Annotated in this window: 17 protein-coding genes; all 17 read left to right on the plus strand. The window is 29.1% G+C overall.

The window, feature by feature from the left end; all coding sequences use genetic code 11:
• Position 1 precedes the first annotated feature (1 nt).
• The 17 genes from JYG23_RS11440 to JYG23_RS11520 all read left to right on the plus strand — a co-directional run bounded on the left by JYG23_RS11440 (position 2) and on the right by JYG23_RS11520 (position 17,073).
• Complete coding sequence (locus JYG23_RS11440) at positions 2-1,087, plus strand: polysaccharide pyruvyl transferase family protein (RefSeq protein WP_207235801.1); 1,086 nt, start codon at positions 2-4, stop codon at positions 1,085-1,087.
• Positions 1,088-1,090: 3 nt separating this feature from the next.
• Positions 1,091-2,614 (plus strand): oligosaccharide flippase family protein, encoded by a 1,524-nt coding sequence (locus JYG23_RS11445; RefSeq protein WP_207235802.1) that lies wholly within the window; start codon positions 1,091-1,093, stop codon positions 2,612-2,614.
• A gap of 26 nt (positions 2,615-2,640) precedes the next feature.
• Positions 2,641-3,843 carry a Coenzyme F420 hydrogenase/dehydrogenase, beta subunit C-terminal domain gene (locus JYG23_RS11450; protein ID WP_207235803.1) on the plus strand — a complete coding sequence of 401 codons (1,203 nt, stop codon included), beginning with the start codon at positions 2,641-2,643 and terminating at the stop codon, positions 3,841-3,843.
• Positions 3,815-3,964 carry a hypothetical protein gene (locus tag JYG23_RS11455; protein ID WP_242631688.1) on the plus strand — a complete coding sequence of 50 codons (150 nt, stop codon included), beginning with the start codon at positions 3,815-3,817 and terminating at the stop codon, positions 3,962-3,964. Before JYG23_RS11450 ends, JYG23_RS11455 begins: the two co-directional genes overlap by 29 nt.
• Before the next feature lie 166 nt (positions 3,965-4,130).
• On the plus strand, positions 4,131-4,322 hold the full coding sequence (locus JYG23_RS11460) for a transposase (RefSeq protein ID WP_207235804.1): 192 nt from the start codon (positions 4,131-4,133) through the stop codon (positions 4,320-4,322).
• Between the two features lie 110 nt (positions 4,323-4,432).
• Positions 4,433-4,483, plus strand: a complete 51-nt coding sequence (locus JYG23_RS15165) for an SEC-C metal-binding domain-containing protein (protein WP_371818643.1) — start codon at positions 4,433-4,435, stop codon at positions 4,481-4,483.
• A gap of 28 nt (positions 4,484-4,511) precedes the next feature.
• Positions 4,512-4,991, plus strand: coding sequence for a VanZ family protein (locus tag JYG23_RS11470; RefSeq protein WP_207235805.1), 480 nt, complete (start codon positions 4,512-4,514; stop codon positions 4,989-4,991).
• Positions 4,992-5,199: 208 nt separating this feature from the next.
• Positions 5,200-7,026 (plus strand): O-antigen ligase, encoded by a 1,827-nt coding sequence (locus tag JYG23_RS11475; protein WP_207235806.1) that lies wholly within the window; start codon positions 5,200-5,202, stop codon positions 7,024-7,026.
• The gene (locus tag JYG23_RS11480) at positions 7,019-8,920 is read left to right on the plus strand and encodes a nucleoside-diphosphate sugar epimerase/dehydratase (RefSeq protein ID WP_207235807.1); all 1,902 of its coding nucleotides are present in this window, start codon (positions 7,019-7,021) and stop codon (positions 8,918-8,920) included. Before JYG23_RS11475 ends, JYG23_RS11480 begins: the two co-directional genes overlap by 8 nt.
• Positions 8,921-9,000: 80 nt before the next feature.
• Entirely contained in the window at positions 9,001-10,287 is a 1,287-nt protein-coding gene (locus tag JYG23_RS11485) for a glucose-6-phosphate isomerase (RefSeq protein WP_207235808.1), read from the plus strand.
• A gap of 215 nt (positions 10,288-10,502) precedes the next feature.
• On the plus strand, positions 10,503-11,147 hold the full coding sequence (locus tag JYG23_RS11490; RefSeq protein ID WP_207235809.1) for a nuclease-related domain-containing protein: 645 nt from the start codon (positions 10,503-10,505) through the stop codon (positions 11,145-11,147).
• 106 nt (positions 11,148-11,253) lie between these two features.
• Complete coding sequence (locus JYG23_RS11495) at positions 11,254-12,537, plus strand: ATP-grasp domain-containing protein (protein ID WP_207235810.1); 1,284 nt, start codon at positions 11,254-11,256, stop codon at positions 12,535-12,537.
• A gap of 1 nt (position 12,538) precedes the next feature.
• Positions 12,539-13,843 carry a polysaccharide pyruvyl transferase family protein gene (locus JYG23_RS11500; protein ID WP_207235811.1) on the plus strand — a complete coding sequence of 435 codons (1,305 nt, stop codon included), beginning with the start codon at positions 12,539-12,541 and terminating at the stop codon, positions 13,841-13,843.
• Between the two features lie 838 nt (positions 13,844-14,681).
• Positions 14,682-15,596 carry a GGDEF domain-containing protein gene (locus JYG23_RS11505; RefSeq protein WP_207235812.1) on the plus strand — a complete coding sequence of 305 codons (915 nt, stop codon included), beginning with the start codon at positions 14,682-14,684 and terminating at the stop codon, positions 15,594-15,596.
• Between the two features lie 14 nt (positions 15,597-15,610).
• Positions 15,611-16,258: a hypothetical protein gene (locus JYG23_RS11510; RefSeq protein ID WP_207235813.1), complete on the plus strand. Its 648-nt coding sequence runs from the start codon at positions 15,611-15,613 to the stop codon at positions 16,256-16,258.
• Positions 16,259-16,291: 33 nt separating this feature from the next.
• Positions 16,292-16,807 carry a hypothetical protein gene (locus tag JYG23_RS11515; RefSeq protein ID WP_207235814.1) on the plus strand — a complete coding sequence of 172 codons (516 nt, stop codon included), beginning with the start codon at positions 16,292-16,294 and terminating at the stop codon, positions 16,805-16,807.
• A complete protein-coding gene (locus JYG23_RS11520) occupies positions 16,807-17,073 on the plus strand; it encodes a GIY-YIG nuclease family protein (protein ID WP_207235815.1) in 267 nt (88 codons plus the stop codon). Before JYG23_RS11515 ends, JYG23_RS11520 begins: the two co-directional genes overlap by 1 nt.
• Position 17,074 lies beyond the last annotated feature (1 nt).

The raw sequence follows: 17,074 nt of genomic DNA on the forward strand, positions 1-17,074 counted from the left end.
TATGAAAAAAATTGCAATAGCAACGTTAAACGGATATTTCAATTACGGAAATAGGCTTCAAAATTATGCATTACAAGAAGTACTAAGTTCATTTGGATATGAAGTACAAACTTTAAGAATTAATAGGGATAAACATGCAGACAAATTTAATTCGTTTTTGAAAGAGATCAAGAGATGGATAAAGAACCCTTCTGCTTACTATAATCAGAAACATAGACAAAGTGTATTTCTTGAATTTTCTCATAGGTATATAATTGAAACTGAAATGGTTTTCAATATGGATGATGATTTAACCCACCTCAATCGGGAGTTTGATTATTTTGTTGTAGGAAGTGACCAAGTTTGGAATCCAAGTATGAATAGAGTATCATCTTTCTTTTTCTTAGATTTTGTAGAGGAGAATAAAAGAATAGCCTATGCCCCTAGTTTTGGTATATCAAAATTACCAGATGAGGTCAATTCAGATTATCAAAAATGGATAAAAGAAATTCCGTATTTATCAGTTAGAGAAGATGATGGAACTAAAATTATAAAAAATCTTACTGGACGTGAAGTGAGTGTTCTAGTGGATCCGACAGTACTTTTAACTAAAGAAAAATGGATTAATGTTTCAAGGGTAGCGAAGAATAAACCTGCTGAAGAATATTTGTTAACATATTTTCTCGGAGGAATTCCCAAAGAATACAAAAAACAGATCAACGAAATAGCCAATGTTAAAGGATTAAAAATAATGAACTTAGGAGATAAAAACGAAAAAGACACTTATCGAACTGGACCAAGTGAGTTCATAGATTATATTAAGGATTGTTCGGTATTTTGTACGGATTCTTTTCATGGGGCTGTATTTTCAATCTTAATGGAAAAGCCATTCATTGTGTATGAGAGAAAAGGAGCAGTATCAATGTATTCTAGAATTGATACTCTCTTGAACAAATTTGATTTAAGTGAAAGAAAATCCGACAATATAGAGATTAACGAAAAAGTCTTTGAAATAGATTTTTCACATACACTGTCAATATTAGAAAAAGAGAGAGAACTAGCTATTAATTTTTTAAAAAATGCTTTGAAGATTGAGGATGCGAATTAAATTATGAAAGTTAATCAATTAAAGGCCGGAGCTGCCTTATCATATATATCAATGGGACTAGGTTATCTAGTCTCCATAATTTATACTCCAATAATGTTGAGATTATTGGGTCAAAGTGAATATGGTCTTTATAATTTAGTAGCATCTGTTGTCGCCTATTTAGGTGTTTTAAACTTTGGATTTGGCAGTGCTTATATGCGATATTATTCAAGGTATAAGGCTCAGGAAGAGAGAGAAAAGATTGCTACTTTGAATGGTATGTTTCTAATTATTTTTTCTGTTATCGGTTTTGTAGCAGTAATTGCAGGTACAATATTAGCACTAAATACTGAATTGATTTTTGGCTCAGAATTAACAAGCTTCGAACTATCAAGAGCAAAGATATTGATGATGATTCTAGTAATAAATTTAGCAATATCATTTCCAAATATAGTTTTTACTTCTCATATTACAGCAAATGAGAAGTTTGTGTTTCAGAAAATAGTTCAAATGATAAAAGCGGTAATTAATCCGTTTGTAATATTACCAGTTTTGATTATGGGTTACGGTTCTGTAGGAATGGTAGTTGTGACTACTATTCTTAATATTTTTATCGAAATTATTAACTTAACTTATTGCATAAGGAAACTTAAAATGAGATTTTCTTTTAGGAACTTTGATTTTAAGTTGATGAGAGAAATGACTGTATTTTCTTCTTTTATTTTTATTAATTTATTAATTGATCAGATTAATTGGAATGTTGACAAGTTTATTTTAGGTAGATTTCATGGAACTGTTACAGTTGCAGTATATGGTTTAGCTGCGCAGTTGAATACCTATTATTTATCTATAGCCTCAACGATATCAAGTGTATTTATTCCAAGAGTACATAGATTAGTTGCAAGCTCTGATGATAATGATGATTTAACAAAATTGTTTACAAGAATTGGTAGAGTTCAATTTATTATACTTTCATTAATATCAACAGGGTTAGTATTTTTTGGAAGACCGTTTATTAATATGTGGGCTGGTAATAATTATGATGGTTCATATACGATAGTATTATTACTAATAATTCCGGTAACTATTCCACTAATTCAAAATATTGGAATAGAAATCCAACGGGCAAAAAATATGCATCAATTTAGATCATGGGTTTATTTTTTTATTGCACTTGCAAATTTAGGAATAACAATCCCATTGGCAAAGATGTATGGGGGAGTTGGAGCTGCGATTGGTACAGCTGCATCACTTATAATTGGGAATGGACTTATCATGAACTGGTATAATCATGTTAAAGTTGGGTTGGATATGAAATATTTCTGGAAACAAATACTTAGCTTTATTCCAGCTTTGATAGCGCCAATAATGTCGGGGATATTAATCAATAAAATATTTAATTTATATAGTTTATTCTACTTTTTAGGGTTTGGAATTATTTATGTTGTCATATTTTTTATTTCCATGTGGTTCTTTGGAATGAATCAATATGAAAAAGACTTGATAGGTAAACCTATAAAAAGAGTGGTTATAAGGATATGTAAGTAAATAAGTAGAACATGGGTGGTTGTGATATGATGGATAAAGAGTTAAAAAATAGGAAAGATTGTATGGGGTGCCATGCATGTGTAAATATATGTCCTAAAAATTGTATTTCTATGGAAGCAGATGAAGAAGGATTTTTATATCCTACTGTTGATTATAGTTTATGTATAAAATGTAACAAATGCATTAAAGTATGTCCAATAATAAATAGAATAGAAGTAGACAATAAGCCGATTGCTTATTCTTGTATTAATAATAATGAAACGATTAGGTTAGATAGCTCATCTGGTGGTATATTCACATTAGTAGCAGAAAAAGTTATCTCTGTAGGCGGAGTTGTTTTTGGAGCTGGTTTCAACGATAAGTTTGAATTAGAACATAGATTTGTTGAAACAAAAGAGAGACTTTGGCAACTCAGAGGGTCAAAATATGTACAGAGTAAGATGGGAAATTCATATGAGCAAGTAAAGAAGTTTTTGGATTTAAAAAGAAAAGTATTATTTACAGGTACGCCTTGCCAGATTGCAGGACTGCGATCCTATCTAGGTAAATCGTATACTAATCTTTTAACTATAGATATTATTTGTCATGGAGTACCTTCACCTGAGGTATGGCGTAAGTATGTTGAATTTCGTGAAAGTGAGGCGGGGTCACCAGCCCAGAGAATCGCTTTCAGGCGAAAGGATGAAGGCTGGAAGCGATACTCTGTATCATTCTTATTTAAGAACAATACAGAGTATCGACAAAATCTACGTAAAGATTTATATATGAGAGCTTTCTTGAAAGATGTTTGTTTAAGACCCTCATGCTATGATTGTAAGTTTAAGGGGATAAATCGTCAGAGTGATATTACACTTGCAGATTTCTTGGGCATTCAAAATATGTTGCCAGAGATGGATGATGATAAGGGAACATCTTTAATATTTGTAAATAGTCAGAACGGTCAGAGTGTATTTAATGAAATAAAAGACCGGATATCATATCAAGAAGTGGATATGCAAGAAGCTGTTAAGTACAACTCTGCAGCTATTAAATCCTCAAAATATAATCTAAAACGTGATGGGTTTATGGAAGAAAAGGATATTCTACTTTTTGACAAATTGGTTAAGAAATATTGTACAGACAAATTATCAATTAGAGTTAAGAGAAAAATAAAGGCTATTTTAATAAAAATAGGTCTGCTAGGTATTGTAAAACGAGCATTTGGAAAGAAAACACAAAATAGTGGATAGAAGAGCTGGAGATATAGCTTTTTCCTACGCCGATGCAAGTAAAGCTGAAAGGGAGCTTGATGATAGTCCCCATCAAAAACCAGACAAAAAAGCAAATAATTCATTATCAATTTTAACATAAAAGTGATGTCTTAAGAACGAATTATAAACTGTATTTGAAGCGATATAAGGTAAAAAATAAGTGATAATAAATACAAAAATATATATATTTTAAATTATATATATTTAATTAAATTTCATATTCAAAAATTAGACAAAAAAATAGAACTTATGTTATAATTTTTACCATGAAAAATAATAAAAATTACACACCAGAAATGAAAGCACAAGCTATTTTGGAAGTTTTAGAAGACAAAAAAATGATTAAAGAAATTGTTAATGAATATGAAATTATTTATTCAACTTTAAGAAGTTGGAAAAATGAAGTGGTTAATAGGATGTCTGAACTAGTTGGAAGGAAATTGGAGGCAGATATTTAACTAATGGATTCTAAGACATAAAATAAAAAATTAAAATACCAGCTTGAGAAAACACAACTTGAGCTGGATTTTTTAAAAAGAAAGAGATATTTGATAAAACTACTAAAAAAATAGGTAGAAACGATCCATGCTTATGCGGCAGCGGGAATAAATATAAGTAGTATTGTTTAGATAAGGATGAGAGTATAAATGAATAAAAAACAAGTAAAAATAATAATTTCCTGGACTACCGTCCTTATTTGGATGGTAGTCATATTTAATCTATCGTCACAACCAGCTCATCAGTCCAATAAACTTAGTACTGGAGTAACACAGGTTATTATAAAAACAGTAAAGAAAGTTGCTCCTAATACTAATTTTGATATAAAAAAGTTTAATCATTATGTAAGAAAAAATGCACATTTCTTTGCTTATTTAGTTCTAGGTGTATTGGTTATGAATGCATTAAGAAGAAGTGATGTATTTAGATATAAATTTTTTGCATTATTGATTTGTATTTTTTATGCCATATCAGATGAACTTCAACAAATCTTTGTACCAGGTAGAGGTCCACAAGTTAAGGATGTATTTATAGATAGTGCAGGAGCTGTTGTTGGAATTTTGGCATATTTGGTGATTATGAAAATAAAGAAAAAAATCATGACTGTAGGGATGTTATGTAACCGTTAAGCCAAGTCCAACTGTTAAGGGTCAATAAAAAATAAGATATCAATGCTAAAGTTTGTGAATTAGTTGTAGATGCTGGCATATATAGAGCAGAATCAATTAAAGTTGTTGAAGCGGCAGGTTATAGATATTGGAGATTATAAAATAATATGTTGCAAAGCATATTATATATGGTAAAATGTAGTTGGATTATTACTTATAGGGGGTCATGATGAAAACAGTAAAAAATAAATTTAGTAATAAAAAATTATCACCAATGTACTATATACCACTTCTATTGATAGCAGGGTTTGTACCACTTTTAGTACATGGTAAATATATTGATTTGCAAGGAACAGTTCAATCACTATACTGGACAGGCCAAAATCAGGTATTAGACTTTTTTAGTTATTGGAAATCTCGTTGGGTTATAGTACTTACATCACTCGCTTTATTTACTTACATATGCTTAGTTATATCTAAAAAACTTCCATTTAAAAAACAATATAAATATTACATACCAATGGGTATTTATGCATTATTTGTAATTATATCAACTATATTTGCAATAGATGCTTCTACGGCTTTAAATGGATTTGTAGATATGTATCAAGGTATGTGGGTATTATTGAGTTATGTTGCTATAACTTTTTTAATGATAAATTTTATAAACAATGAAAGAGATACAAAAATGTTTTTAAATGCATTTGTATTTTTGATAATTGTAGAAGGAATAATTGGGGTAGGGCAGTATTTTGGTTTGGATATATTTAACACAAAGTTCGGTAACCATTTAATAGTTCCTAGCGGAGTAACAGTAGATGGTGGATTAACATTTAACTTTGGAAAACATACAATCTATGGAACACTTTTCAATACAAATTATGTCGGCAGTTTTGCAACACTTATGATGCCTATGGCTGCGGTGTTTTTATTATCAGCTAGAACACTAAAAACTAAAATTATAGGCGTTGTAGCATTTGTACTTTGTACATTTACATGGATAGGCTGTAATTCAAGAGCAGGATATGTAGGAGTAGTATTTGCAACTATAGTAGCAATTATAATGTTTAGAAAATATGTAGTTAAGTACTGGAAAATTAGTGTAAATGTTTTACTTGTTGCAGTTATTTGTCTTGTTGGACTTAATGCTGTTTCTGGTGGTAGAATAATTAATAAAGTTAAAACATTGAATATTTTTAAAGAGATAGACAGAGTAAAAATAGAAGCTAATAAAGATGATAAATTTATAATAAACAGCATAGATATAGAAGGTAATATAGTAAAAGTAAAATCATCGCACCAAGATTTAAATATAAAGATAGAAGGCGATAGTTTATTGTTTATAGATGAAGAAGGAAACAAGTTACCTATGAAAACTACAAAAACTGGAAAATTAATTGTAGGTTTACCAAAACAACATTATATTCAGGTAGAAATGACTAAAAATTATCCTGGATTTACACTGTCAACGAAGTGGGGTTCAAAAGGCTCGATTAGTTTCTATATATCCGGAGAAACGATACAACCTATATCTAATACAGGCAGATTAGTTGAAATAAAAGATGTGGAATACTTTAAACAGCTTGAAGGATTAGAAAAGTTTGCATCAGGTAGAGGATACATTTGGTCAAGAACAATACCGTTGTTGAAAAAGCACGTATTTACCGGTGCCGGAGCAGATAATTTTGCAATTGCTTTCCCTCAAGATGACTATATAGCTAAAATGAATATGAGTATGGATGCAGCAATGGTTGTTGATAAACCACATAACATGTATTTACAGATGGCAATCAACACAGGAGTAGTTTCTTTGATAGCATTCTTAACAGTTTGTATCATATATATTGTTAGCAGCATAAAGGCATTATGGCGCGTAAACTATGATACATTAGAGAAGAAAATGTGTTTAGCATGCTTTTTAGGAGTTATTGGTTACCTATTTGCTGGAATATTTAATGACCAGATTGTTTCAGTAGCACCATTATTTTTTGTCATATTGGGGTTAGGAATCAGTATAAATATAAGATTAAATAGAAAAGGAAAAGAAAATGTCTAATATATATCATTCAGTTTATAATTTCTTAAATAAAAATAGAAAAGTTGTTTTAGTATTTATAGATAGTTTAATTGCGATTATAACATATTTGTCACCGTTTGTTATGAGTGGTATGTATACTGAAAATGCAGCAACTGTTAAGTTTGGATTTTTTGTGCAACACTTCTGGATATACACGATCATTTATATAGTCACATTTGTGATTATGGGGGTTTACAAAAACATTTGGAGATATGCAGGTATACAAGAAATATATTTATGTTTAAAAGCTTCAATAGTGGGCAATATAGCTTTTATAATTATTAGCTTTGTATTCGGACTTCATGTGCGTTATTATGTATATTTTGTTATATTCCCTGTTTCAACATTAGGAACGACAGCTATCAGAATTATTTACAGAGCTGCTTTAACCATAAAAAATAATGATAAATATAACCATTCTGATATTAAAAATATTCTTATCATTGGTGCAGGTGATGCAACAGTATCGATACTAAATGAAATAAAACATAATAATCCAAATAATTATAGAGTAAGTTGTATAGTTGATGATGATAAAACAAAAATAGGCAGATGTATTGATGGAATAAAAGTAGTCAATAATACTGGGCAGATACAAAATATGGTAACTAAATTCAATATAAAAGAAATCATACTTTCTATACCGTCAATAAATAAAGAAAATAAAAAAAGAATTTTAGATATATGTGCAACTACAAAATGTAAGCTTAAAATTGTACCGGATTTATCTACAGTACTCAATAATGATGTTAATACAGATATCATGAACAACATTAGAGATGTACAGGTAGAGGATTTACTTGGCAGAGATCCAATCACACTTGATGATGGAATTACAAAAGAGTATATAAAGGATAAGGTCGTACTTGTGACTGGTGGTGGAGGTTCTATCGGAAGTGAGCTTTGTAGACAGATAGCATCATATGAACCGACAAAACTAATAGTTTTGGATATATATGAAAACAATGCTTATGACATACAACAAGAATTAATTAGAAAATATGGAGCAGAGTTAAACTTAGATGTACAAATTGCTTCAGTTAGAGATATAAATAAATTAGAGCAGATATTTAGCAGTGAAAGCATAGATATAGTATTTCATGCTGCGGCTCACAAGCATGTTCCACTTATGGAAAACAATCCGGAAGAAGCAATCAAAAACAACGTTATAGGAACGTTCAACGTTGCAAGCGTAGCCAATAATCATAATGTTGATAAATTTGTTCTTATATCAACAGATAAAGCAGTAAATCCAACCAATGTCATGGGAGCAACTAAAAGAATTGCAGAGCTTATCATACAAACATTCGATAAAAGTAGTAGCACTGATTATGTAGCAGTTCGTTTTGGCAATGTTTTAGGTAGCAATGGCTCGGTTATTCCTCTGTTCATTAATCAGATAAAAGAGGGTGGACCGGTTACTATCACACATCCAGAAATTACAAGATTTTTCATGACCATACCAGAAGCTGTTCAGCTTGTACTTAGGGCAGGCTCAATGGCTAATGGAGGAGAAATTTTTGTGCTTGACATGGGACAACCTGTAAAAATTAAGGATTTGGCATACAATTTGATTAGTTTATCAGGATTAGAACCAAATGTGGATATTGAGGTTACATATACAGGACTTAGACCGGGTGAAAAGCTTTATGAGGAGCTTTTGATTGGGAAAGATAAAGGACAGACGAAAACTGATATAGATAAGATATATATAGAAAAACCAATGACTATAAACAATGTCAAATTGATTGAAAATTTAAATTTACTAAAAAAAGCATCATACAATATGGATTTAGAACAAGAAATAGAAATTATACAGATATTAGTACCAACATATGAATCAAAAATAAAAGTTCAATTAGCCAATGCATAGAACCCATAAGGAGATATAAACACATATGGGTGATGAACGCTTTAAAAAAATGGCTCTTTGTCAATAGTTGAGGTGGGTATATGATTAAAGTAAGTACAAATGCAATTAAAGGTTTGGTATTGGAAAAGGAATTAGATGATTTCAATAATCTTGCTTTTGAGTCACAGAAAAAGGTGTTTGCAAAGTCAGGTGAAGGCAATGAATTTCTTGGTTGGGTTGATTTATATAGTCGTTATGATAAAGAAGAATTTAGTAGGATAAAAGAAACAGCAGAGAGAATTAAGCATGATTCTAACGTTGTTATTGTTATAGGTATTGGTGGTTCATATTTGGGAGCAAAGGCCGCTATACATGCTATAAAAGGTGATTATTTTAATGATTTTAATGTTGACTGTCCCAAAATATATTTTTCAGGATGTAACTTGAGCGGGGAAAGTTATATATACTATACATCTTTGATACAAAATCATGATGTTTCACTAATTGTTATATCTAAGTCTGGAACAACATTAGAGCCAGCAATAGGCTTTAGAATTCTAAAGGATGCAATGTATGATAAATATGGTGAAACTGCATCAAAAAGAATTTATACTATAACAGATAAGTCTAAGGGTGCTTTGAAAAAATTGTCAGATGATAAGAACTTTGAATCGTTTGTAGTTCCCGATGATATTGGAGGAAGATATTCTGTATTTACACCGGTTGGACTATTGCCCATGGCAGTAGTAGGTATTGATATTGATAAGTTTTACATGGGGCTTCGTAGTGCTGGTGTTGAGTATTCTACGCCAGGATTAGAAAATCCATGTGTTCAATATGCTATAGCAAGATATTGTCTTTACCAAAAGGGTAAGGATATAGAAATACTTTTGAATTACAATCCGAGATTGAACTGTATATCAGAGTGGTGGAAACAGCTATTTGCTGAAAGCGAAGGAAAAGACGGTAAAGGCCTATTTCCGGCATCTATGTCGTTGACAACAGATTTGCACTCAATTGGGCAAATGATACAGGATGGAAATAAAATATTTTTTGAAACTACGGTATATGATGAAAGTAAACTACAAGATGTTGTTATACCTAATGATGATAAAAATCTTGATGGTCTAAATTATATTGCAGGTAAAACATTGCAATATATCAACGAAAATGCTTATATGGGTACATCTGCAGCACACACAAGTGGTGGTGTGCCAAACTTAGAAATTAGATTGCCATATATAGATGAGTACTATTTGGGTAAGCTTTTATATTTTTTCATGATGTCATGTGCTATAAGTGGATATATGTTAGGAGTTAATCCTTTTAATCAACCAGGTGTTGAGGAATATAAATTAAATATATATAGACTATTAGGAAGAAAATAAAAACAATAAAAATATAATTATTATTGAAAAGCTAAGAAATTTGGCTCTTTGTCAATAGTTGGAGTATGAATCTTTGATTAGAGTTACGGATGCAATTAAAGGTTTGGTTTATATAGTCATTATGATAAAGAAAAATTTAGTTAAATTGTGATTTAAGGGGTGATAGTGATTTGGGAATTTTGATTTTTTATTTCTTATTAGCATTTGGAGTGATTATGTTACCTAGATATATTAGGTATAGAGGTTCTGATTATAAAGAAGCTAGTGGAAATAGTTTCTTTAAAACAGTATTGGATAAAGGAAATTTTGGAGAGTTTATGACTTTCTCATATCTTGAGAAGTTAGATGGTCATCATAAGCTTATGACGAATCTGTATTTATTCAAGGATGATGGATCAACAACAGAGATTGATTTAATCATGCTTTCACAAACGGGAATTTATGTATTTGAATCAAAGAACTATAGTGGATGGATTTTTGGTGATGAAAAGAATAGGAACTGGACTCAGACACTCCAAAACAAACAGAAGAATAGATTTTTCAATCCAATATGGCAGAATAAAGGACATATATCTGCTTTAAAATCGGTTATAGATTTTAGGAATGATAATTTGTACAAGTCCTATATTATATTTAGTAAGCGTTGTACACTTAAGAAAATTAATGTTATTTCTCCTGATGTTAGAGTCATTAAGAGGAATGTACTCATTAACGCCATAAAGAAGGATATTGAAGGTTCTTCTAATATTTTGACAGTAGAAGAAGTGGATCAATTATATTCAAAATTAAAAAAATATACATGTGCTGACAAAGCTATTAAAAAAGCTCATGTTGAAAAGATCAAAGCAAAAAGATCATAACCAGCAATTAAGGGCTTCTTGTCAAAAGTTGGGACATAAATTTATTGTTTGTAAAGCATTAAGATTTGATAACAACAGCCTGCTTTAGACTAGTGGAGGTGTAGAAGTGAAAAAAAGAATTGCAATATTTCCGGCAGGAACTGAAATAGGATTAGAAATTAATAGAGCATTAAAATACTCAACTCATTTAGAGATTTATGGATTTACAAGCTTTAAAGATCATTCTGAATATGTTTATTCTAATTATGTTGAAGGATTACCATTCTATTCAGATGATTCGTTTATAAAAGAGTTAAATTATTATCTAGAGAAATACAAAATAGATTTTATCTTTCCAGCACACGATGATGTGCAGTTGTTTTTAACAGAGAATGCAGATAAAATTAAATCACTTATTATAACAACAGACTTAAAAACAGTTAGAGTTTGTCGTTCGAAAATAGAAACTTATAATTATTTTTGTAATGAGGATTTTGTTCCAAAAACCTATAATAATAAGCGAAATGTAGATTTGTTTCCGGTTTTTATAAAACCTGATATTGGACAAGGATCTCGTGGTGCTAAAGTTATTAACAACATGTTTGAACTTGAAAATGCTATTTATGAAAACCAACAAATAGTGATATGTGAATACTTACCTGGAGAAGAATATACTATAGATTGCTTCACTGATTTTAATAGAAATTTGAGAGCATGTAAATTTCGCAATAGGAAAAGGATAAAGACCGGAATAAGTGTTAACTCTGAAATATTACCTATGGATGAAGAAGTGTTTCAAATAGCCAATATTATTAATGAAAAATTAAAATTTAATGGTGCTTGGTTTTTTCAATTGAAAAGAGATAAGCATAATAAATATAAACTTTTAGAAATTGCGCCAAGAGTTTCAGGGACAATGGGATTGAGCCGTAATACAGGTATTAACTATTCATTATTAACTATATTTAATACAATGAAAATACCAGTGTCTATAATTGAAAACAAGTACAACATTGAGGTAGATAGAGCTTTCATCAGTCGATATAAAACTGACCTTGAGTATGATAATATATATTTGGATTTAGACGATACACTAATTGAGAATAAAAAAGTAAACAGTTTTCTAATGATGTTTTTATATCAAATTGTAAATGAGCATAAAAAAATTATATTACTTACAAAGCATAAGGAAGATACTAATGCTACTTTGGCTAAACATAAAATATGCCCGGACTTATTTAGTGAAATAATCCATATAAAAAATGATGATGAAAAATCAGAATATATAATTAGGAGTAAAGCAATTTTTATTGATGATTCATTTTCTGAAAGATATAAAGTAGCACAAAACACTGGAATTCCAGTGTTTGATTGCAGTGAAATTGAAGCATTAATAGACTGGAGGGTTTAACGTGAGAGAAAATCTGAGGATTGGTATAACAGGTCCTATTTCAGAAATAAACTTTGGTGATTATGCGATGTTTATAAATAATATATATGATATTGATATTAAGAATATAACCGTATTTTCATATAATAAAGGATTTTCTGAAATTATACTTAAAGACTATTGTGAAGGATATGATGTAAAGACAGTTGAGGTCAAATTATATGCTTCTAACAAAATTGATGATGAATTGTCTGAAGAAGAAAAAAATAAGCCTAAAGTTGGGTTTCAACCTTTTAATCGTCCAACGGATACACCTTTGGATATATTATATAGAGTTGAAAATTTAGAAGAAATTAGAGAATATGTTGATAATATTGATATGCTTGTGGTTAATGGCGGAGGATATTTTAACCATTTGTGGAATAATAGCTTATGGCGATCTGACATGTTGAAGAAAATTATAGTACCTATGCTAATTGCAAATCAAAAAAAGAAAAAGATATTTTTCACAGGTAATAGTTTTGGTCCATTTGATTTAAGTGAAGAGTATTTTAATTATATTTTTAATTATTTAAAAAATACAACTTATGCTGTGAGAGATAGGATGTATTCTACAGGCTATCTCTCAAGATTGAATATAGATAAAAATAATATTAATTTTATACCAGATGATTTATTTATAATAAATGATTCTTTGCTTAAGTTGCCGACTCATAATATGGTTGACTTCTCTCGTATAGGTAAATATATCGTTTTAGAAGTTTATTATTCTTTAGAAGAAATTAAAAATTATATTAAAGAACTAAAAAGTTTTAATGAAAGTATATATTTAAAATATGGCTTGTCAATTGTATTTATTCCATTTGACTTTAAAAGAGGCGGTATGTGGCAAGGTGAGTATCTGAGTAAAGAGTTAAGTAACTTTTATTTATGTGATCTTAATTTAACTGGATATCTACCAATACAAGATGCTTATCAAATAATTAAAAATGCGGAGTTGGTGATTTGTACTAGATATCATGCTATGGTTTTGTCAGTAGGGGCAGGAGTGCCTGTTATTAACACAATTAAAAAAGTATGCGACGATCATCGTTATTATTTTAATAAAAATTATGGGCTCTTAGAATATGTTTTTGAAGACTTGGAATTCAATGAGATGGATTTTATAAGAACTGATTTTCCTACTACATTAAAATATCTAGAAGAGAACTTATTAGATGTTATTAGAATTCAAAAAAGTTTGTATGAAACAGTTCAATATAATAGTAATAAAGATAACTTGAAGAAAACTAGATTTAATTATTTAAAAAAGATTGATGTTATGTAAATAAAGAATAAATTATTTCCAAGCAGCTAGAGGACTTTGCAATTTTAGAAATGGAATCCGGGTTAAAATGTGGCTTTGATTTTAAGGCTGCTGTGTTTTTACTATAAGCTAAAACATTAAAAACAATTAAATGATAAATATTATAAAAAAGCTAAGAAAGTTTACACTAATTTCTTAGCTTTTGTTTGCTAAATTGTGTGATAAAATATAAAACTGTAAATACATTAAGTTATACACAGAAATTGATGCCATACGCATAAATACTAGGTTATTCATGTTAGTATCTTTGATTTTTATATGTGGATAGAATTAGTTGGTAAAAAATGTATGCATATTGTATACGTATAAATTAGAAATAGGCGTCAATATATGTATATTTATAAGCATTAAAATATATGACATTTTGATATTGAAAGAATTAGTAAACATATTCTGACAAATATTTAATATATAAGATATAATATTACAAAAATAAAATATTTCTGTTTATGCCAAAAATATGTTCGATAAAATTACAAGTTATCCACATCTGTGGATAGAATTGTGCACAACTTAAAAATATTGTTAGTGTAACCATAGTTTTTGTCAATAGTTATTTTGAAATTTATAAAAAATATTATTTTATAGAATTTAGGGCTATTTTGGACATGTTTTTATCCACAAGTTATCCACTGCTGTGGATAGAATTGTTCTTATATTTATACATTTTATTGTTTTGAGTAAAAAAACAAAAAGATAATTGTATAATTTTGTAGTTTATAGTATCATTTAAATAGAAGATAATAAGTTAATTTCAATTTAACTATTTTCAATATATTATAATTGAGGGAGCATATATATGGATAATTTTAAACTAGTTTATGATTATATTATAATGTCTAATTATTTTGAGCCTTTTGCAACTTGTGAAATTAGATTTAATGAAAAGACAAATAAAAATGAAATATATGTAATATACGCAAACAAACATTTCCCTTGTATTACTGGAGTACCAAATGATGAAATACTAAATAAGAGATTAACAGAAATTTTTTTCCAAAAATCAACAACAATTTTTGATTGGACAAGGATTATTGCTGAGGCAGCAATGACCAATAGCTATAAAGTCATAGAAGACTATTTTGATTCTTGTAATAAATTTTTGAAAATGTTTGTTTTTGGATACAACATGGGAGTATTTCATGTTATAATAAAAGACGAAACTGAGAAGAAAGAAAATAAAAGAATTTTATTTGAAAAAAATAAGCAAATAGATTATCTCATAGAGGAGGTTAGAATTAAAAATAATAATGATAACCTAACTAAGCTTTATGACTATCAATTTGGGTTAGATAGTGTGGATTTAAGTATAAGTGACTACAATGAATTGGGTACAAACTTTACTGTGTTATTGCTGGATTTAATCGGACTTAGAACCATAAACCAAGATTATGGTTATGAGGTTGGAGATAAAACACTTATAGAGATTGCAGATATGTTATTATCAAATACTCGAAAGATAGACATCCCTTGTAGATATAGTGGAGGAAAGTTTTTTGTTATTTACAACAATGTAAATACTGATTTAGCACAAGTTCTGATAGAAAAGTTAAAAATAAGTATCAAAAAAAACATAAGAGTATTACATATTATAGAAATATTTATAAACGGTGCTGCGTTAGATTATTCAGGTCAAACAAAAACAGAGTTAATGACTGAATTAGAAAGTAAATTAGAAAAAGCAAAATGTTTGGGTGCAGATGTTATCTTATAAGGTGAGAGGTTAAAATGAAGAAGAATAAATTAATTATGTTAGCAATAGTGCTTTTGTTGATTATAACTGCATGTACAAAGCAAAATGCAGATAATATTAATGTTGTAGATGACAATAACAATAATACTAACGGCAATAGTAGTATTGCAGATGATAAAAAAGATGATGACAATCTTATAGATAATGAAAATGACAATGAAAATGACAATGACAATGACAATGACAATGACAATGACAAAGACCAAACTCAAATAGAAGATGATGAGCAAAAGGAACAAAAAAGTATTGAAGAATTAATAATTGCAGAAACATTTAAAAAATTCATTGATAATAAACAGGTGATTAATGAATATATTGATAAGGCTGCTTTAAATGAGCTAAAGTTCTTTAGTGCTGACGAGGCATTTAATATTTATGAAGCAAAAGAAATTAATGGTACAGAGGGGATACTATTAGTAGATATAATAGAAAATGAAAAACTTATAGATTCAAAATCTTATATAATAACTTCTGTAAGCAATAGCAGTATAGGTGTAACTAAAGAAGATTTACAAAGTGGAATATTATATATTGACGATGAGGGCAATTATGCTGTAAAATTTGAAAGCTTAAGTAAAAGAACTAATATGAAAAAAATAATTAGTATTACTGTAGAAAAGTAAGCTGTGCATAGATTGTTTTAATTGGAGAGGGAAATGGAAATAGTTGAAATTTGTAATAAAAGGAATTCGGTAAAATTAGAAGATTTGGGGAAAGTAACATTATTGGATTGGCTTATAGATGAAGAAAAAAGAGGTAGTATAAATTATCATAAAACTATTATAAAATTATTAGCTTTTTTTCAAGAATTTTATAAAGTAACAAAAGATAAATTTGGTAAACAATATATTATGGGTGATATAAATTTGCATAACTTTATTTTGAAAGATGATATGATTTATGGTATGAATTTTGAATCATGTAAGGAAGGCTGTATTGAAACTGACATTGGAAAATTCGTTGCATATTTGATAACCTATGAGCCGATAGCAACAGACTGGAAATTTAAATTTGCAAATGATTTTATTCATATATTTATGCTTAATTTTAGCTTGCATACTGTTTCTTTAATAAAAGAGATAGAGATTGAGTTAAACAAAATCGCAAAAAGAAGAAATACCGAATTTCAAACATATGATATACTGTGTAGAATTGCTGAGGAAATTATTTGATGTACTATACATATATAGTTGAATGTAATGATAATACCCTATATACAGGATATACTACGAATATAAAAAAAAGAATTTTAGTGCATAATTTAGGAAAAGGTGCAAAATATACTAGAGGAAGAACACCGGTCGTATTAAAATATTACGAAGAGTTTGACAGGAAAGAAGATGCCTTAAAAAGAGAATGTAGCATTAAGAAGTTAACAAAGAAAGAAAAACTAAAATTGATAGATACATTTGAGGATCTCAACGTTACACAAGAATAGG

Source organism: Sedimentibacter sp. zth1, from assembly GCF_017352195.1.
In the GTDB taxonomy this organism is placed as follows: Bacteria; Bacillota; Clostridia; order Tissierellales; family Sedimentibacteraceae; genus UBA1535.